Here is a 21,334-nt window from a genome sequence, read left to right on the forward strand (position 1 = left end):
CATTTCTTTTTTTAAGTTAATACTTTTTTCAATAAGCTACCCGTTCTTTTCTTTGTCCTCCTTTCTTGGCGGGTTTTGATAAATAAATCGTTTTATACCTGTCACTTATAGGATTATCAGGGTGGCGTGATGGCTTGGATATTGTTGAAGCGCTTCCAGATTGCATGGCTTCGATAGTTAGCTACCGATGCCGGCGGGACGTAAACGGGGATATTTCTCGGTACGTGGTCAAACACAGCATCGCCGAATTCGATATTTGTCGGGTTTGGTATATGACAAGTGATGGATGTAACCGAGGTGCAGAGGGCAAAAGCGGCATAGTCTATCATTGTAATGCTTGCTGGAATTGTCAACTCATTGAAACCTGTCTTGAAAAAAGCTGAGTAGCCTATCGTCTGTACACCTTCAGGTATTTTCAGTAATCCGGTGAAACCTGTGCATTCATAAAAAGCGTACCGATCTATCGTCGTGACTCCTTTGGGAATTATCAACTCGTTGAAACCTGTGCACCCAATGAAAGTTGAGGTGCTTATCGTCTGTACACCTTCGGGTATCTTCAGCGATCCGGTGAAACCTGTGCAGTTACAAAAAGCGTACTGACCTATCGTCGTGACTTCATTGGGTATCTTCAGTAATCCGGTGAAACCTGTGCATTCATAAAAAGCGTATGCACCTATCGTCGTGACTCCTTTGGGAATTATCAACTCGTTGAAACCTGTGCACCCAATGAAAGTTGAATTGCTTATCGTCTGTACACCTTCGGGTATCTTCAGCGATCCGGTGAAACCTGTGCAGTTACAAAAAGCGTACTGACCTATCGTCGTGACTTCATTGGGTATCTTCAGCGATCCGGTAAGACCCCTGCAGTTATAAAAAGCGCTCTTGCCTATTGACGTAATTCCCTGTGGAAAAATGAATTGCTCCAACCCTTCTTTTTTGTAAAGCGCGTCGTCGGGTATGGCATTCCCTCTCACCGTCGCCCCGCCGAGGTCGAGATTGATAATGGAGGTCATCTGGTTGCGAATAGTACTGAAATCTGCCGCTGTCATCTCTCCCAGTACCTTGAGGTGACGGATTGAGGCAAGCTCATCGGCTGTAAGCAGATCGCCAAGACGCTTTGTTTCAGAAACGGTGACCGATGTGAAAGGGAATGTCATGTCGAATGTTTCCGCCTGGCCTGCTGTGAGTGTCAGGGCCTGCGCAAGCGGCTTGCTGTGGAGATACTTGCTGCCGTTGTACTCGGAACTGAACATAACGGTTCCAGCAGCTATTGTCTGTGCCGGCATGAGGGCCCGATAGGCAAAGACGCCCGGTACGTCGTCGTTGGGACAGGGATACATCTTTATTGTTTCCGTAAGCGGTTCGGACGGCTGTGCGATGGTTTGGGTGGAGAGGTTTAGCACGCAACCCGTGGCGCATCCGTTCAGCCGAACAATCAGTGTTTCAGGGGCATAATTGCCTACCATGGATTTACTTACATTTACTTGCACCATTGCCAAGGCATGGGAGAAATCCAGTGCGACGATTTCGCTTTTGTCTTTGTTGCCAGTCTTTGCCATTAGTATGTCGTTACGGTTGTATACGGAGGTCCCGGCAGTCATTGCGCTTTGGTCCGTCGGAACGCTGAAAGTGATTGCCAGAGGATCGGTCAGGGTTTCGTCATAAGGGTAGTAGGCGTAGAAGTCCAGCTTCTTGCCGTTCATCGGCCAATATAAAGGTTCGGCAGCCGTCCATGTGCCGTTGCCCCGGCTGCTGTATGTTAGCTTTACGTTGTGGATGAGGTTGCTCGTGGTGGTTAACGCGCTGCCGTTCTCCACAGCAAATATGCCGATGGCATCGCCGTCCTCCCATATACTGCGGAATTTCGTATCCGTTGCTACGCGAGTCGCAAAGCTTGTCTGCATGGAGCCGTCTGTCGGGGCGAAACCTATTTCAAAGCGGATTTCTTCATTCTGCATGTCCGATCTGCCATCCATTTCTTCCTTGCTGCACGATGCCAGTATAAGTGCCGCAAGCGTTGCGAGTAACAGGAATTGTTGGTGAATTGCTTTTCTTGTCATATCATTTTGTTTTTAATTATTACTTATTTGTTTCAGTTTGGTCAATCGGCCGTGATAGAACCTCTGTTGACGGGAGTCCAGTTGGTAATCGTTGTGCCGAAGCCTACTTCCGTAAGGGTTTCCACTACAGAACCACCCAGTGTGAAGGGTTTGCACTTGTCGGCGTTGAACGCGGCAAGTTGTGTGGTGAGATCGTTGTCTAAGATGAGAGGTTCCAGAATGTCGCTCGCAAAGGTGACGGTTCCTGTCAACCGTTGTTGTGTCCCGGCGATACCTAAGAGCCGGACAGTTGCCGACCATTTCCCAGCATCAGTTCCAAAGAGGATTTTCGAGAATGTGAGTGCCACACGTGACGGTGCGCCGTGTGTGCCGTTCGCGATGTCGAGCGTTCCGGCAACGCCCGAAAGGGTGGCCGTGATGCTTTCTATCTTATCCGCCATGCCACCCGTGGGTTCGATGATGAGAGTAAGCTGTCTCACCTGCTGCTGCATGGGGGCTGCCAGTATATGCTCGGTGTCTGCTGTAAGGGTAGCGTCAAGAACACTGGTAAATAGCCATCCCGGGGCGTCGTATACAAACCGTTCGGGATTATCGGAGGTCGTACTGCCTGCGTCCGTAGGGATTACGGCCGGCGCAATGACGCTCGCCACTGTGTTGTTCATGGTAATCCGCTCCGGAGTGTTATATACATAGAACCGATAGTCTCCAGGCTCGAAGAGGTAATCGAGCTTGTTGGTTACACCTGTCAGGGTGGCAGTGTAATTGCCTGCTTTTATCGTGTAGCTTTCGGGCACTGCCAATCCTTCGCCGATGCCGCTCCATTGGGCGGTAAGCGTCACTATTCCGTAGTCGGGGTGAGAAGTATTGAAAATGGGGTCTTTTACATCGCAGGCGGCCAGCAGTAGCACTGCACACCATACCGATAGTATCACGATTATTTTTGTTCTCATAGATTTGTTTTATATTGTTTTTACTTATTTTTTCCTATCATCCATACAAAGTGGAGGCCCACCTGTGTCGGCCCCCAGAATTTTTTGGTGCAGTCACGTTCTTTGTACACCCGTATACCATCCGTTATGCCGAACGTGTCGTAGTCGAAACGTGTATAGCCTAGACCAAGGTTGAAGTCGATAGCGAAGTGGCGTGAGAGACAGAGTTGATAACCTACAGTAATGCCTGTACTCCACATCCTGCCTTGATAGCCGTTATCTTTCGATAGTATGTTGCCTATTGCATGGTTATATATATTGTATCGGCCGAAATTACCTGAAACGCCCATGTAGAAATGTTTGTTTTTCAACAGATACCACCGTACTTCGGGATTGAGCAGCCACATTTTCTGTATTTTGCCATGTTCGTTGCCCCACCACGAAAGGCTGCCGTCCAGTTTGATGCCGAAACGGTCGTTCACGCGCCATTCTACACCCAACGTCGGCAGCAGGAAAGCATCATACAGCAGGTTGGTACGTACGGCGAAGCGGTAGGTGTCTGGGGATGCCGCTACGGTGACGGTAGAAACAGCAGGCTGTGTCTCGGATACCGGTTGCTTGGTTTCCTGTACGGCAGCGGGTGGGGTGGTGGCGGTTTCCTCGGTTGGCGCTGCGGTTTGCGCCGTTTGGGAGTCTTCTGCCTTTTCTGCTTTTGTTGCTACTGCTGTTGCCTTGGCAGGGATACGAAGCGTCACGGTTACTACTTCTTTCCGTTTTTCATTAGCTTCTTTCTGTCTTCCATAAGCTTCGGCATGATTGTGAGTGACGAAGCATTGTTCTGTCAAGGCTGCCCGCAGAATCAGTTCCGACTTCACACGGTTGCTTCGCAGGGCGGCGGTGTGGAGATTCGCCTTCCGGTCGGGCTGTGAGGTGCACCAGCCGTCCACTTCTACCGGAATGCGCCCGTTGAGGATGTCCGCGTGTAGCGTTTTTACCATCTCTGTGAGTTTTACCAGTTCCTGTTCATTCCCTTTCCAGGGAATATAGAACATATCGTCTCCTGCAACGAAATGAAAAACATACAGGCTGTCAGCAGGAGAACCGGCAAGCGGGAGTTTCTGTCCCTTGGCTGTTGCCAGGCTTGCACATAATAGGAATAATAATAACGGAATAATTTTTCTCATATATATATTGGTATTGGTTATTGCCTTGTTTATGCGAGGAAGGATATGGACAAAGATAACGTACAACTTTCGTACATCTTGAACAAAAGGTAAATAAGAACTATATCAAAAAGTAAAAAGTGAATTCTTTCTGTACGTCTGCTTGCAGCTTGTACGCCTGCTTGCGTTTTCTTGTACGTCTCGTTGCGTTTAGTACGTTTCCTTGCTTTTTCTCGTATAAAATCACTATTTACACATACAGAAACCGTCGGAATTATTACCTTTGTGAACACACCAACCAAAACAAGCTATGGATACTAAAACACTTATTCTGCTTTTCGCGTGTCTCGTACCTTTGTTCACGGCTTTGGTAGGCACTGTCATTGAAGCCGCTTCATTGCAGGATAGCATTACCATCCGCGAGAAAAACGTCAAGCGAGTGTTGATGTATTATTTTTTCGTGTTTATGCTTATCGGCTGTTGTGTGGCTGTGAGGTTGGTGCAGGAGGATGCTTCCTTGTTTCTGAGTTTCTTTACAGTCTTTTCTTTTTCCATAGCTCCTGTTCTCTATTTCCGCTTCATAGATGTGCTTACCGGTGCGGGAAATAATGGCAACATACGTCCGGGTAAATATTCCCTGCTTTTCCTTTTAGTGATAGTAACTTGCTGTATTCCTTATACTGTAGTCCGGTTTGTGCTGACGGTGGTTTGCATGGTGTTTGCTCTTCGGAGAATAGTAGTCTGCTACCGACATAACAAGACTACCGGCCCGTTGTGGGAGAAGTGGTTGCGCCTGACTTGTTTTTTATGTGTATTGTCCGTGGTGTGGTCGGGAGCGATTTTGCTGACAGTATGGCGGCAGACAGTAGTGTGGTGCCTGCCGTTGGCGGTTATTGCCGCATGGATACAGGCTGTCTTTCTCTGCTGTTATTCGTTCAATCATCGTTCGTTGCTTTTTCTGCCTTTGTCTGTGGTGCCTGCTCCGCTTCGCATACCTTCCGGTGAGCGGTTGTCCGGTCGGCATGAGAATGGACGACACCGTAAGTATATGCGATGGACATTGACAGGTGTCCCCCTGGAGGTGGAACCGATACCGCTGACACGCAAAATATTCGAGCGGAGGGTGGTTGGAGAGAAGTTATACCTCGTCCCGCAACTACGGTTGTCTGATTTGACGGAATTGTTCAATATCAATCGCAGCTATCTTTCCCGTTTCATCAATACGACCTACGGCTGTGGATTCAACGGGTATATCAACCGCCTGCGGTTGCACGAACTGGAACGGCTGATGAAGTTGCCTTGCAACAAGGGAAAAACTGCCAACAGGCTTTATCCGAAAGCCGGTTTTCCCAATTATCAGGTATATCTTAGAATAAAGAAGGAGGTGTATAAACGGGATATGCCTTTGCCGGACACGAACACTGCTAATATAACCACATGATGACGAAAGAATTTCTGCAATATACCGGATTTTGTGCTCCGATTATCTCTTCGTTGAGCTGTGCGATGATGCTTGTCATACACCGTCGTACGTATGGCAAGTCGGAAGATAATATATTGTACCGCCTGCTTATTATTTATTTCTTTGCAATCAGCCTGTTGTGGGCTTGTTCCCTGGTTTATGTCTATTTTCCCCGGTTGTATGTACATATTAATGTCATTTATTATCTTGGGCTGTTTTGGGGACAGGTGGTGTTTTATCAGTTTATCTATACCCTTACCCGTCTGCCGGGAGAGAAAGCGTTTTCCCGAATACATTATCTCGTTCCCTTGTTGATTGTCGGGGTGTTTGCCGTGTGGTCGGCTTTTGTGCCTTTCGAGTGGCAGGTGTATATCGTGACTTCCCGCGGCGAGTTTGCCCCGGGATATGAAGCCTATTCACGCTTGTTTACTTCCCGGTTGATTTTCAGAGGAATATGGAATATTCTGTACACTGTGCTGGCCTGGTGGAGATTGTTGGCCTATCGCCGGAATATAGCTGACTATTCGTCAAATGCAGGGCGTTCCTCGTTGTCGTGGGTGACGCTGTTGCTGGTGCTTTCGCTCAGTTTGGTTCCGCCGTCGCTGCTTTCCGCCATCTTTCCAAAGAAAGTGTTGATTTCGTCAATCATGCTACTGTTACCGCAGCTTCTTTTGGTACTTCAACATGCCATTGTCTGTTACAATATGGCGGTAGGCAATTTTGTCGTCATCCGCTATCCTGAAGGGGAGAATTCCGGAGATGAGGATGGAAAGGAGAAAGAAGAGCGTCCGAACCGGCAGGAAGAGGATGAAAGCAGGCGTTCCGAACGTCGCCGGAAGTTTGAAAAGTATATGCACGAGCATCGCCCGTATCTGAATCCCGAGTTGAGGATTACGGACTTGATACCGGCTTTACGTACCAATCGCACTCATTTGTCACGGTTTATCAACCGTGAGTTCGGGATGAATTTCTCGCGATACATCAATATGTTGCGTCTGCAGGAAATGGAGGCATTGCGGAACGATCGTTCATGTGCGCACCTTTCCGAAGAGGAGCGGGCTTGCATGGCGGGATTCGGGAGTTTTCGGGGATATATCAGGGTGAAGAGGATGATAGACCAGGAAGAAAAGAAATGTAATAGAAAAAAGATATGAATACGATGGATTATTATGGTGATTTGGGGATATTCTTTTATTATACCCCGATAGTCTGCTCGTTTGCGGTGGCATTTGTGTTGCTTGTCAACCGTAGGCGGACACGTCCGCAGTTGTGGTTGGCAGTGGTTTTTGCCATGTTGGGGATAGGGATGGTTGGCAGTTTCCTGGTCGACAGGTATTTCAGTGTGAATCACCATGAGATATTCCGTCCGGTCAATTTCATCTGTTCCACGGCTTCGTCGGTGACTGTACTGTTTTATTATGTATCATTGATGCGTCCGCGGTTAATGAATCGCAAGTTTATCGGGCTGTTCTGCGGTGGATGGGGCTTGTTCTCGTTACTGCTGGTAGTGGTGTTTTTTTCTTCTGCGCGGATTCACCCGGTTCAGGATGTGCATAAGTTGGTGAATCTTTCATCTCCGGCAGTGATAATGGGGATTTTGGCCGGGTTGTGTGTAGTGGTGTTTGATGTGTGGCTGGCTTATTTAGTTATCCGTATGTATCGTATGCACCGGAAATTTATCAGTGAGACTTATTCGTTTGCAGAAGGAATTACGTTGTCATGGGTGGGGATTACGATAGCGATGTTTGCTTTGATGGGGATTCTTGATGTGATATGGATGGTGAATTCGACTTCAGGATATAAGATGTTGTTCCATTTTGTTTCGTTTGCTGCTATTTGGGTGATATTCTGGTACGGATTCCGGCAGGGGGAGATTCCTGTCCCGGATGAGAATGGGAAGGAATCCGTATCGGGGAACGAATATTCTGCCACTGAAGGCGCTCGTCCGGTTCCCGTTCCTACGGACGAGAAGCAGAGGTTACTCAAAAACAACTTACTGGAGTATCTGCACAGCAAAAAGCCTTATCTGAATCCCGAACTGTCCCTGAAAGATGTTTCTCTGATGGCCGGAATGAACCAGTATGCGCTTTCACGCTTTATCAATAAGGAGTTTGGAGTGAACTTCTATACGTTTATCAATAATTTCCGCATCGAGCATGTGCTTCATCTGATAAGTCTGAATACGGGAACCATGAATATTGACACGCTTTTTGCGGCTTCCGGCTTCAAGAGCCGTACTGTTTTCTTCAAGTATTTCAAGGAGAAGACGGGGTGTAGTCCGCAGGAGTATATCGAGAAGCATAAGAAAGTGGAGAAGAAAGGAGGACGGAAGAAGAAAGGGGAGACGGAGGGAATAGCATAATGTTTGAGGTTGATTTGATATATGAAATATTTCGTATATTTGTAGGCAATGCAAAATTTCTGTAGGACATTGGGGTAAATTTGCATTCTTGTTCGTATTATATAAGCGGAACAAAAGGGAATTTATAGTTATGAATACACGAATATACCTGTTTGCAATCATAATGAGTCTTTTTATTGTGAACAGGACACATTCACAAGAGACATCTTATGTCTTTCGTCATATCGGAGCAACGGAAGGATTGCCGGATAATTATGTCGGTAGCGTTTTTGCGCTTCCTGATGGACGTATGGGAATCCGGACTGTATTATTGACTATGTATGATGGAGTGAATTTTTCCAATTTTCCATTTGACCTTCAAAAAGGCTATCCTATATCTTACAATCATATCATTTTCGAGCAATATGTAGATGCCGGCAAGCGTTTATGGATGAAAGAACGTGCGAGTTTGCGAGTGTTTGATTTGACGACCGAACAATATATCTATAATGTAGATTCTTTGTTGCAGCGGTTGGGCTGGAAAGATAAACTCGCGGATTTGTTTATTGACTCGGAAAAGCGATATTGGTTCGTGTCTGATAACTCTGCCGTTTATACATGTGATGCAGGAGTCGGAATAATGCAACAAGTGTGTGGGGATAATAATACCATGATAGATTATGGAAAGTTATTAGGGGTAGAGAGTCATGATAAATATAGTTGGATGGTTCACCAAAGCGGAGTGATCCGATGTTATGACTACGAGGAAAAACGTTTTATAGAACAAGTTGATTTTCTGAAAGGTCATCTGAAGCCCGATGACCGTATTATTTTAAAGATCCTGGATAACGGAGATTTCTGGATTATGTGGGATCGTGGAGCCGGATATTATGATGTCTATAAGAAAAAATGGAACCTGATTTCCGGAATACAGCTTGGACAAAATTCCTGGTTGACCTCTATGGATGTGGATAAAGGTGGAAATGCTTGGATCGGTACAGTGCAGAACGGACTTTGTGTGATTGATATACACAACTTTTCTGTTACTCAACTTCAACATCTTCCCCTATTGTCGGGTAAAACGATAAAAAATGGCATTCAAAGTATTTATTGTGACCGTGAAGGCGGGGCTGTCTGGATAGGGTTATACAATCAAGGTATCTGTTATTATCATCCAAGTTTGAATAGGATGACGGTTTGTAATAAGAGGGTTGTCAATGGTGACTGGAATGGGGAGGAAATACGCTGTATGCTGGAAACCTCAGCAGGAGATATATTGATGGGAACTACACAGGCACTTTATCGCTATGAACCGGATACGTATACAATGAACCGGGCATATCGTGATTTTAACCGAAAAAATTGCCGTATGCTTTATGAAGATAGTAAAAAGCGGATTTGGGTAGGTACATACCATAATGGGTTATATTGTATTGAAAATGGTAAGGTACGAGCTTATGACTATCCCGATACTGATTATCAGAACGAACTGGATTTTAGCAATATACGCGCTATGGTAGAGGATGGGGCGGGAAGACTATGGGTTAGTATTTATGGTGGAGTGGGGTTGCTTAATCCGGAGAATGGAGAAATAACCCTTTTATCCCGGCAGTTTCCGGAACTGAAAAAATATAAAGTGGCGAACACGCTGGCAATAGATAATAAATCCCGTTTGCTTGTGGGAAGTGATAACGGATTGTATATATATGCCCCCGATAACAATGAAATATCCACATTGGAACAGGAACGCAAGACCAACTCTGTCTTTAATTATGGAGGAATCAAATATAATCAGATATGGAAGGATTATGAGGGGGTATTATGGTTTGCTACCCAATATGGATTGTATGTATTGCTCCCCGACGGGAGAAGTTATGTGTTAGGAAAAGAGGAAGGACTTGCCAAGGCAATATTGAATGTTCAGGAAGATAAAAACCATGATATATGGGTCTCTACAGTGACTTCTGTCTATAAAATCAAAGTGGAGCGTACTACGGATGAATATCGCTTTCATATAATCAGTTGCCTTTCCGAAACCGAGATTCTTCAGGATGATTTATTCAGTTTTCCTGCATTGATGACTCATGATAATCTGTATTGGGGGCTTCTGAATGGATTCGTAATGTTCTCACCGGATCATATGTCAGGTACTCATCAGCTTTCCTGTCCGCTATTTACATCTTTCAAGTTGTTTAATGTCCCGATTCTCTCCGGAGAAAAATATAATGGCCGTGTATTGTTTGATAAAGCTTTGGGTTATTCGGACGGAGTATCTTTGGAGTATAATGAAAACTATGTCACATTGGAGTTTTCGGGATTAAACTATCTTAATCCTTCGCAGACTTCTTTCCGTTATCAATTAGAAGGATTTGATAAGGGGTGGACAGAGACATTGTTTGAAAATGGGCAGGGGCGTATCACCTATAATAATCTTCCGCCGGGTGAGTATGTGTTCCGGCTATCCGTAGCCGGCAATGACCGTATGTGGAGTTCGGAATCGAAATTTGCGATTGTGATACATCCGCCGTTTTGGGATACATTGGCTGCACGTATATTGTACGCGATTCTGGTTCTCTTTTTATTGTTCGGATTAATGTATCTTATCAACCGGCGTAATCATCGGAGGATGATTCGTATGCAACAGGAAGAAGCCCAAAGACAAAAGGAAGAACTGGAACAGATGAAATTCCGCTTCTTTACAAATATCAGTCATGAACTACGTACTCCGCTGACGTTGATTATCACTCCTTTGAATATGATAATACGTAGATTGACCGACGATACTTTGTCCAAGCAACTGGGGGCTGTTTATAAGAATGCACAGAATCTATTGACATTGGTTAATCAACTTTTAGATTTCCGTAAACTGGAAATGAAAGGAGAAAAACTGAATTTATTGAATGGAGACTGGGTTGAATTTGTCAGACAGGCTTATCATTCTTTTCAGCAGATAGCCATAGAAAAGGGAATCTCTTTCCAACTGGATACGAATGGCATTGATGAATTATATATGTATTTTGACCCGGATAAAATGCACAAGGTGCTAAATAATTTATTGTCCAATGCTTTCAAATTTACATCTGAAGGAGGAAACATCACATTAGAGATGAAGAGGTGTCGGGAGGAAGATCATACATATGTTCAGGTGGAAGTGATGGATACCGGATGCGGGATATCCGAGGAAGATCTGCCGCATGTATTTGAACGTTTCTATCAGGCTAAAAAGAATGTAAACAATAACCTTTCGGGTAGCGGTATCGGGCTCCACTTAATAAAGGAATATGTGGAGTTGCACAATGGACGTGTATTAGTGGAAAGTACTTTTGGGGTAGGTTCTACATTTAATGTTGCCATTCCTGTGGATTTGTATCCGGAAAGTTCGTCGGTACAAAAAGAAGGGATTGAAACGGCAGAGGTGACTAGTAAAGAACCGGTATTATTAACGGATTCGAAACCTTTGCTGCTTATTGTAGAAGATAATAAGGAATTCCGGGAGTTTCTACGTGAACAATTAAGTGAATGGTACCAGATTATTGATGCTCCCGATGGTGAAGAAGGGGAAAAACTGGCTGTCAGGCAAAATCCGGATCTCATCATAAGTGACATCATGATGCCGAATGTGGATGGTATAGAATTATGCCAACGAATTAAAACAAACTTGCAGACTTCGCATATACCGGTAATTTTGCTTACTGCGCGTGCTTCAGATGAGAGTAAGGCTATGGGGTATGAGGCCGGTGCAGATTCGTATATATCCAAACCATTTAGTATTGATGTATTGTTGACTCGTGTGCGTAAATTGATCGAGCAGCAAAAGAGACGTCAGGAAACATTTCATAAAGAAATTGTAGTAAGTCCGAGTAGTATCACAATTACCTCTCTTGATGAACAGCTTGTACAAAAAGCATTGGAATGTGTTGAACGTAATATGGACAATACAGAATATTCGGTAGAGGAATTGAGTGCTGATCTTGCTATGAACCGTGCTACATTATACCGCAAACTGCAAGGAATAACAGGGCAGACACCTAAAGACTTTATTCGTAGCATCCGGTTGAAACGGGCCGCTCAATTATTGCGGGATACGGATTTGTCTATATCCGAAATAGCAGATCATGTGGGATTTTCTACTCCACGTTATTTTACCAAATTGTTTAAAGAAACATTTGGTATGCTGCCATCGCAGTACGGAGGAAAATCACGGGATGAGAAAATAGGCGAATAAATTCACAAACCTCTGTTATTTGTAGTCAAAAGACTGAAAATGCCCCTGTAACAGGCTGAAAAAGTGATTTTGCAACAAGTGTAACACTTGTTTGCGACAAAAGACACACGTCAGAACATTGTATTTCCCATAAATTTGCATTGTTGTTAAATGAAACATGTAATGCTATGGAACGGAATACTACCACATCTGCTTTAACCCATTTCCCTGAATTCTATCAGAAAAACCGGAATCTTGTTCTGGCTTTTATTATCTCTCGTATTCCACACAAATATGAGGCTGAAGATTTAGTGCAGGATGTTTTTATTCGTTTGTGGGAGAATTGGGCATTTGTGAATAAGTCTACCGTTTGGTCTTTGCTTTTTACCATTGCACGTAATATTGTCATAGATAAAATACGTCGTCATTACATACAGGAGGATTTTGTTTCTTATATATATAATAATGTGAAAGAGACGAAGGATAATCCGGTAGAAGAAAGGATGTATTATATGGATTTAAAGCAGAGGCATGATAAGATAATATCCAGACTTCCTGCAAAACGCCGCCGTATTTACGAACTAAGTTTTAATGACGGATTACCTTGTCCGACAATAGCCAAGGTGATGTCTTTATCTTCCCGGACAGTGGAAGGGCAGTTATTGGTAGCCCGGAAAACTGTACGAACGTATTTGCAGGATGAATGGTCGAAAGTTGGCTGAATATCAAACAAGAATATATTAACTTTAATAAATTTAATAGTATTATGGAAATTAAACCGAAATTCTTATCACGTAAGGGAGTCATCATGACTATGGCCTTATTGATAGGCAGTTCTTCCGGTACATTGCTTCAGGCAAATACGTACACAGAAGAAAGCTTGATTGTCTTTCAAACGGGAAAGACAATTAAAGGAGTAGTAACAGACCAAAACGGGGAACCGCTGATAGGTTGTAATATTGTTGTGGTAAGTTTGCAGAAAGGAGTGATTACGGATATTGATGGACGTTTTAGTCTGGATGTGCCGGATGATGCAAAGCAGTTGAAAGTAAGTTATATCGGATATCAGGACCAAATCGTGAACATTAATGGACGTTCTGAACTTAAGATTATACTGAAAGAAGATAATAACGCATTGGAAGAAGTAGTGGTAGTAGGATATGGCAGACAAAAGAAAGCTACTTTGACCGGTGCTGTAGAACAAGTGAGCAGCAAGGCACTTGAAAGCCGTGCCATAACCAATGTTGGACTGGCACTTCAAGGGCAGACTCCGGGATTGGTGGTTACCCGTACTTCACCTCGTCCGGGCAACGAAGAATTGAATTTTAAGATTCGTGGAGCAACGTCAGTTAATGGGGGAAGTCCGTTGATTATAGTGGACGGTGTACCTACAGTAAATACAGAATCATTTCAGAACTTGAATTCTGACGATATTGAAAGTATCAGTGTGTTGAAAGATGGAGCGGCATCTATCTATGGAGCCAAGGCGGCGAATGGAGTTATACTGGTTACCACTAAACGCGGAAAGGGAGGTAAAGTCAGCGTAGATTATAGTTTTAATATGCGTTTTACTTCTCCGGGTATTACCGCTTTTTCTCCGGATATGGGGCAATATGCAACCATGTGGCTGGAAGCTAATAAAGAAGAGCAAAATCCGAACTGGTGGGCCTGGGTATCTGAAGAAAATATGTTGCGGATGCAGCAAAATGCACCAGGAATCTATCCTACTCAATATTATGGAGATATATTTTTGGCAAACTCTAGTCGTACGGACGAATTGTTTGCCAATCGCAACTCTTACCAGCATAACTTAAGTGTGTCCGGTTCTACAGAGAAATCCAACTATCGTATCTCATTGGCTTATGCGGATAATCAAGCGAACCTGACCACTGCTTATGACGGGCAAAAACAGCTGAATTTCCGTTTGAACTATGGATTGCAGATGACTGACTGGCTGCGTTTTGAATCTATTGCCAGCGTGATTAGAACCAGTACGGAATCTCCTTCCACTGGTTTGGATAACTCACTGTATGGCTATGATGTACCTTTTTTTCCGTCAAAGAATCCATTAGGACAGTGGTATGCTAATTTCGGTACGGTAGGTAACCGTAACTCTGTGGCAGCTACTTCTAAAGGTGGGCGTGATGAAAAAGTGAAGCTGACTACGCGTATCGATATGAAAGTGATAGCGGATATTTGGAAAGGTATTAGCTTTGAGGGAACCGCTTCTTTTCAGAATGAAGAATATCGTCGGGAGCGATATGTAGTTCCTGTCCAGACATATGATTGGTTTGGTAATCCGGCTGCCGAATTGGTACAGTGGACCAATCAATCCCTTATTTATCCGGACAATCCATCCAATGTCAAGATTGAAAACAATCCGGGTTATCTGGCACAGAATAACAATCATTTGTATCAATTCTATTCAGCTTTACTGAAATACAACCGTACATTTGCCGAATACCATAATGTGTCTGCGGTGGCAGGTATTAATGCGGAGACGTTGGCTTGGAGAAAAACAGCCACTGCCCGTGAAAAATTTGAAGATAATGGGGTCTATGACTTGGGATTGGCTGATGCTAGTAGTAAAATAGGAAATTCGGGTGGCAAAGGTAGCAGTGGAACTTACTCTTATATAGCTCGTGTTAACTATAACTATGCTGAAAAATATCTATTGGAATTGTTGGGACGTCGCGATGGAGACTCAAAGTTTGCCGACGGTTACCGTTTCAATAATTTCGGTTCGTTCTCTCTCGGATGGGTGTTCACTCAAGAGAATTTTCTGAAATTTGTTACACCGGTGCTTGATTTCGGTAAGGTTCGTTTCAGCTATGGAGAGGCAGGTAACACTGCCGGACTGGGTGATTTCTTATATGCCTCTTCTATTAGTCAGGGAGTGACTTATCTGGGTAGCCCTCTAACCGGGCAAATCTCTACTACTCTCAAAAACTCGGGGCTTATCAACCGGACACTTACTTGGGAGCGTGTAAAGCAAAAAAATATCGGTGTGGATTTAGGTTTTCTGAATAACCGGCTGACAGTCAACTTCGACTACTTTTGGAAAGATAATATAGGAATGTTGTCAGAAGTTACTTATCCATCTGTATTGGGAGCTAGCGCACCAAAAAGTAATACCGGACATCTGAATGTGAAAGGATGGGAATTGTCTGTAGGTTGGCGTGACCAGATTCGTGATTTCTCTTATTTTGCCAGTTTCAATATCGGCGATACAAAGACGATGTTGAAGAAGATGGAAGGAGCTGACGCATATGTAGCAGGGAAAAATGAAAAGGTAGTCGGTTATCCGCTGAACTCGTTCTTTTTATATCGCACAGACGGTTACTTTGCTGACGAAGCAGAGGTTAATCGTTATTATGAACTGTATAAAGATGGTGGGGGAGAAATGCTTGGTGTCCTGAAAGACACAAATACAGGACTTCGTCCGGGAGATACCAAACGTTTAGACCTGAATGGGGATAATAAAATTGACGGCGCGACTGGTGATTTGCAATTTGTGGGAGACAGTGATCCCCATTATGTATTCGGTCTTAATTTGGGTGGTGCTTGGAAAGGGATTGACGTTAGTGCCATGTTCCAAGGAGTCGGGAAACAGTATATCATGCGTACTGGATGGATGGCTTATCCGTTTGCTACTATATTTAGTAATCAGAATCCCTCATTCCTCGGTAATACTTGGACAGCAGAAAATACTAATGCGGACTATCCACGACTGACTACTTATGCTGCACGTGCCGCATGGAACTATGGAAATAATGACTTCATGTTGCAAAATAGCCGTTATATCCGCTTGAAATCACTGATTGTTGGTTATACTTTACCTAAGCAGTGGACCCGGAAAATGAAACTGGAAAAAGTGCGCGTTTATTTTTCTGGCAACGACTTATGGGAAGCAACAAGTATCAAGGATGGCTTTGACCCGGAAATGGGAGAGGTTTCGCAGATTTCAGGATATCCATTCTATCGTACCTGGTCGTTCGGTGTAAATGTTGGTTTTTAATAATATAAAGAAGAAAAAATATGAAAAAGATATTATATACAGCATTGCTATCTATCACTCTGACATTCGGATTGTCTGCCTGTTCGGACTGGTTCTTGGATAAGGAGCCGCAGGATGAAAGAACAGATGTGGTGTATTTTAAAACAGCTTCACAATTTAAGGAATATACAGCAGGTTTTTATAACCAACTTCAAGGATGGGGAAGTCCGTATGGCGGTTATGCAGCATTTATGGATGTGGCAACTGACTTGTCCGGTTATTTAAATAATATTCACAATGATGTAGGACACGGGAATATATTGGTGCCGACAACTGACGTTCGGTGGGATAACTGTTACAAGCAAATCCGTACTGTGAATATACTTTTTGAAAAAGCAGAGAACTATCCGGGAAGTCAAGAGGAAATTAAACAATATTTGGCTGAAGCGCATTTTTTCCGGGCATACAATTACTTCTTTTTACTCCAATTTTTTGGAGGAGTTCCTGTTGTGACGATTCCTTTGGATGTTAATTCGCCGGAATTATATGGTGTACGCAACAGTCGTTACGAAGTAGTGAATCTGATTCTTCAAGATTTGGATCATGCGATAGCCGGATTACCAAAGGAGACCTTGATTTCTTCTGCTGACAAAGGACGAATCAGTTATCATGGGGCGGAAGCATTCAAGGCACGTGTATTACTCTATGAAGCTACATGGCGGAAGTATGTGGGGACTAGTACAGACTTTAAAGGATCGGGTGGACCGGTTACTGATCAGGTTGATGATTTTTTGGATGAGGCTATTCGCCTGTGTAGTGAAATAATAGATGACAACTTATATAGTATCTGGAATCATAATAACTTGTCTGGAATGAAGGATTTGAGCTATCGTTACCTGTTCTGTCTGGAAGATGCGACGACCAATCCTGTAGGGATGACAAAAGAATCGAACAAGGAATTCATCATTAAAAGTGTTTATGATGAAAACATAAAGCCTGGCAATGTAAACCTGAATCAGACAGTAAGAAAGATGGATGCCAGTCGCAAGTTGATGGATATGTTTTTGTGTAGTGATGGTCTGCCGGTAGAAATATCGAATGAGTTCCAGGGCTATGCTACTCCTGAAGCCGAGTTCCTGAACCGTGACAATCGTATGAAATCTATTATTGATATGGATACTCAAACGGCTGCAGCCAAGGAATTGAAAACTGGTACTTCCGGTTATGGCAATAAGAAGTTTGTTTGCGATGCACGGGCCAATCTGAAAGAATCTCCTGACTATCCGGTGCTTCGCCTGGCAGAGATCTATTTGATTTATGCAGAGGCAGTGTGTGAACGGAACAACGGACAAATTACCGATGAACAATTGAATTATTCTATTAATAAATTGCGTGGACGTGCCGGTATTGCCAATTTGACGAATGCATTGGTTGATAAGATAAAGGCTGGAACCGGAACAACAAAGAGCAAGGGGGAGGTGATGTTGGATGAGATTCGCCGTGAAAGAACAATAGAACTTTATATGGAAGGTTTCCGCTTTGATGATTTGAAACGTTGGGGCATTGCAGAGAATGAACTGAATGAATCACGTTTGGGAACGGTAGTAGGCAGTTCCGTTTATCCCACTACTTTTGTAGATGCTAGCGGTAATGCAACGAGTAAGTATTTGAGAAATACTTACATATGGGGAGAAGAACAGATAGATACGCAATGGGGTAAATTGAATTGTGTTGTGATAGATGGTAAAACTAATTTCAACTTTAGCCGGAGTAATTATTTATGGCCGTTGCCTCAACAGCAAATTAGCCTGAATCCCAGTTTGGTACAAAATCCGGGATATTAATGACAAGTGATAAACTGATTAAAGATATAGATGTATGAAAAGTCTTATAAAAAATATAGTTGTGATAGGAGGGTTTTCCGCTCTACTCTTCAGTTGTGAGAAAGATGGTAAAAAACAGGAGTTCTATTATCCGGAACCCACTGTAACCGGCATCTATCCAGCAAGTGGATATACACTATCCCAAGTGGCTATCAATGGTGAAAATTTCGGTGAACGTCTGGAGCCGGTGAGTGTACATTTCGGTGATAAGAAAGCGGAAGTTGTTTCGTGCAAGAATAATCGTATTATAGTAGTGGTGCCTAAGGATGCGGTGAGCAGTGATGTGGTGTTGAAGGTGTGGCAGTATGAATTTGATAATGTAGGTAAGTTTACTGTAATGCCTAAGCCTACTATAACTTCCGTAAGTTCTTCCAATACAGAATGTCCGTTATTCGCTGCGGAAAATGATGTGATAACTATTTTCGGGACTTCGTTCGGCACGGAAAAAGAAAATATAACTGTTAAAATCGGTACTAAGTTAGCAGAAGTCATTTCAGTACAAGATGAGGAAATCCAAGTAAAAACTCCTGCCGGTTATGGAATCGGTACTGTGCAAGTGAATGTCAAGGGATATGAAACGGAAAATGGAAGTTTCTTGGATCCTGCTTATACGGGAGATTTGACAGTGTATGCTTTGAAAAACAGTAGTCAGCCATTTGTCAAAACAGATGAACCATTAGAATCAGATGTTTGGGCTATTCCTACAGAATGGCAGTATAATGATAAGTTTTATTATGATGAAAGTGGGACAAAAGTGCTGATTCGTCCGTTAGTGATTGACAAAAATTACCCGGATGGGTGTATTTCCTTATTGTGTAACCAATGGGCGAATGCCAATCATAAACACGGATTAGAAAATGCTAAGATGTATCAGGTATCCACTTTGCCTGCCGGAACCTATAAGATATCTTGTTTTGTTCCTGAATGTGTGGGGCTGGGTGGTAATCTTGAAGTGATTGTCGGAGTGACAACAGGAAATGGGACATTGCCTGATCTGGCAGTAGCGGATGGTGAATGGCTACCGGTTGATGAAACGGCCTTTTTGGAAGATTTATCCGGGAAAAAAGCATACTGTCGACTGACAGACAATAAATCCCTGGGCTATGACCAGGCAAGAGGCGCAGTGGAATTCACGTTAAATATGGTATTAACAGAGACAACGGAAGTTACGATTGGTTTTGTCGCTAATGTCGGTATGCTGAATAATACCAGTAAAGGAGGTAATGTCAACATTTCTAAGATGGTGGTGGAAAGAGAAAACTAATCAACTAAAAATCGAAAAAGATGAAGAAAATATATGATTTTATATGCTTTGGGGCTTTGTTTCTATTTGCTTCTTGTGGAGAAGACGGAACAGATGTCTTCGAGTTAGGGACTGAAGACCCGGTAGTAACTATAACTGCACTTTCACCTGATTATGGTTATTCAGGGGATGAGTTTGACGTGATTGGTGATAACTTAGCCGGAGCAGTGGATTTCGTAAAGGTCAATATCGGAGAGAACGTTGCCAAAGTGTTGTCTTGTACGGACGAACGCATTACAGTACGGATACCGGAGGATGCTACGACAGGAAAGATATCAGTGAAATTCTTTAATGAGGAATTGAAAACAGACTTGATGCTTAGGGTTTTGGGTAAACCATCCGTTGAGTCTATTAGCAAAGAATGGGGATTTGTTGGTGATTTAATAACTTTTACCGGAACAGAGTTGGGTACGAAAGCGGAAGATATCAAGATGATATTCGGTGATGCGAAAGTCAATGCGCCTGTGACGGAATGGAGTGAAACTTCTTTCACTGTGCAAATACCGGTTGGTGCTACTTCCGGTAAGATTGGTTTAATGGTCTATACGCAAAAAGTAAATACACCCGTGAGTGAATTTACCATTCGTCAGCATGCTACATTGGCTAGTCTTACACCTGCTGTCGCTTATAAAGGGTCGGAAGTGACGATTAAAGGAACGAGCTTTGGAACGACAACAGAAGGTGTGAAAGTTCTTGTGGGAGGGGTGGAAGCAGAGGTACTTTCATGTAATGAAGAAGAAATTAAGATACGTATCCCGATCAGTGGATCTTTGGCGGACGATCAGGAAGTGGCGGTGAAAGTGGTTACTCCGTATGAGGAGGTAGAAGGTGAATTGAAATTTACCGTGAAAGCTACTCCAGTGGTAGATGCTAGTACAGGTGTTTCTCCATTAGAAGGATATATCGGTACGGCAGTAACGATCACAGGAAATCATATGCCGGAAACTGCGGAATTATTAGTGGCGAAGTTTAATGAGGTACAGGCAACGGTTAGTGATTATCAATATAAGGATGGCGGTATCGGCATATTAACTGTGAAAGTCCCAAATGGAGTATCGGTAGGAAATGTAAAGATAACTTTGTCTGTTGGTAATTTGCAATTTTATGAAGGGACTTTCAAGGTTAATTCGTCACCTGTGATGAATAGCATTGTAGAGAAACTGGTACAACCTGGTGAAAACATTACTATCAAGGGGGATAATTTCGGTACTGATAAAGAGGCGGTGAATGCATTCCTCAATGAGATGCCGGTTGAGATAACTTCAATCAAAAATGATGAGGTAAAAATAGTTGTTCCTGCCGATTTCCCGACAGTAAAAGATGCGATGATTAGTTTACAGTATGCTGATATTCCAATTGTGGATGGACAAACAGTGAACGTAATGGGAAAAAGAGGAGACGTAACGGCAGTGGTGTTGGAAAACTGCCAACAGCCGTTTATCGCTCGTAACGGTTCATCAAGTGGTGCATGGTCTATACCGGATAGGTGGAAATTGAATCGGGATTTTTATGCTCTGATACATGATAACAGAGACCCTAATGGACGTCTTTCTCTATTAAGTTCCGTATGGGGAGGAAGCAATATAAATGTATTGCGGAATGACAAAATGTATCAGGTAGTTACGCTTCCTGCCGGCAAGTATAAATTTATTCTGACTGTTCCTGAATGCAATGTTGTGCCTGGCGGTGTAAAAGCATTTGGAGTATTGTTTGGTATGACCAAAGGCGAGGGGACTTTGCCTGATCTGAAAGGAAGTGGTGAAAGCTGGACACCTGCGACAGAAGCGGATTTTATAGATAATGCGGGACAGAAATCTTATGTACTTGTTTCCGATCATAGAGTAACTACTTCCGCGTCTCCGATAGAAGTAGAGTTAACAGTGGAGTTAGAGAAAGAAGAGGTAGTTACGATTGGCTTTGTTGCTTATATCGATAGAGGTAGCAAAGGGGCGAATGCTGATATCACCAATATTTCTATAGAACGACAATAAT

The 21,334-nt window shown here is 43.3% G+C and carries 12 protein-coding genes; 9 read left to right on the top strand and 3 right to left on the bottom strand.

The features are described from left to right. Positions 1–116: 116 nt before the first annotated feature. The 3 genes from HC965_RS11445 to HC965_RS11455 are packed head-to-tail and all read right to left on the bottom strand — an operon-like array spanning position 117 to position 4,173. Positions 117–2,060: a leucine-rich repeat protein gene (locus HC965_RS11445; protein WP_191031573.1), complete on the bottom strand. Its 1,944-nt coding sequence runs from the start codon at positions 2,058–2,060 to the stop codon at positions 117–119. A 41-nt stretch (positions 2,061–2,101) separates the two neighbouring features. Then, entirely contained in the window at positions 2,102–2,992 is an 891-nt protein-coding gene (locus HC965_RS11450; protein WP_370539976.1) for a DUF5119 domain-containing protein, read from the bottom strand. Positions 2,993–3,030: 38 nt separating this feature from the next. Next, positions 3,031–4,173, bottom strand: coding sequence for a DUF3575 domain-containing protein (locus HC965_RS11455; RefSeq protein WP_191031575.1), 1,143 nt, complete (start codon positions 4,171–4,173; stop codon positions 3,031–3,033). 289 nt (positions 4,174–4,462) lie between these two features. Here HC965_RS11455 and HC965_RS11460 point away from each other — a divergent pair, with 289 nt between their 5' ends. The 9 genes from HC965_RS11460 (at position 4,463) to HC965_RS11500 (ending at position 21,333) form a co-directional block, all read left to right on the top strand. Beyond that, entirely contained in the window at positions 4,463–5,593 is a 1,131-nt protein-coding gene (locus HC965_RS11460; protein WP_191031576.1) for an AraC family transcriptional regulator, read from the top strand. Continuing rightward, positions 5,590–6,768, top strand: a complete 1,179-nt coding sequence (locus HC965_RS11465; RefSeq protein WP_191031577.1) for a helix-turn-helix transcriptional regulator — start codon at positions 5,590–5,592, stop codon at positions 6,766–6,768. Before HC965_RS11460 ends, HC965_RS11465 begins: the two co-directional genes overlap by 4 nt. Then, positions 6,765–7,976, top strand: coding sequence for an AraC family transcriptional regulator (locus HC965_RS11470; RefSeq protein WP_191031578.1), 1,212 nt, complete (start codon positions 6,765–6,767; stop codon positions 7,974–7,976). The genes HC965_RS11465 and HC965_RS11470 overlap by 4 nt, the downstream gene beginning before the upstream one ends. Before the next feature lie 130 nt (positions 7,977–8,106). Further along, positions 8,107–12,180: a hybrid sensor histidine kinase/response regulator transcription factor gene (locus HC965_RS11475; protein ID WP_191031579.1), complete on the top strand. Its 4,074-nt coding sequence runs from the start codon at positions 8,107–8,109 to the stop codon at positions 12,178–12,180. A 167-nt stretch (positions 12,181–12,347) separates the two neighbouring features. Further along, on the top strand, positions 12,348–12,881 hold the full coding sequence (locus HC965_RS11480) for a sigma-70 family RNA polymerase sigma factor (RefSeq protein WP_191031580.1): 534 nt from the start codon (positions 12,348–12,350) through the stop codon (positions 12,879–12,881). Positions 12,882–12,925: 44 nt separating this feature from the next. Beyond that, a complete protein-coding gene (locus tag HC965_RS11485; RefSeq protein ID WP_191031581.1) occupies positions 12,926–16,177 on the top strand; it encodes a TonB-dependent receptor in 3,252 nt (1,083 codons plus the stop codon). 20 nt (positions 16,178–16,197) lie between these two features. Next, positions 16,198–18,000: a RagB/SusD family nutrient uptake outer membrane protein gene (locus tag HC965_RS11490; RefSeq protein ID WP_143868241.1), complete on the top strand. Its 1,803-nt coding sequence runs from the start codon at positions 16,198–16,200 to the stop codon at positions 17,998–18,000. Between the two features lie 34 nt (positions 18,001–18,034). After that, the gene (locus HC965_RS11495) at positions 18,035–19,303 is read left to right on the top strand and encodes an IPT/TIG domain-containing protein (RefSeq protein WP_191031582.1); all 1,269 of its coding nucleotides are present in this window, start codon (positions 18,035–18,037) and stop codon (positions 19,301–19,303) included. Between the two features lie 20 nt (positions 19,304–19,323). Then, the gene (locus tag HC965_RS11500; protein ID WP_191031583.1) at positions 19,324–21,333 is read left to right on the top strand and encodes an IPT/TIG domain-containing protein; all 2,010 of its coding nucleotides are present in this window, start codon (positions 19,324–19,326) and stop codon (positions 21,331–21,333) included. The last annotated feature ends 1 nt before the right edge of the window (position 21,334 follow it).

Origin of the sequence: Bacteroides sp. GM023, from assembly GCF_014750685.1 — a bacterium.
GTDB lineage: Bacteria > Bacteroidota > Bacteroidia > Bacteroidales > Bacteroidaceae > Bacteroides.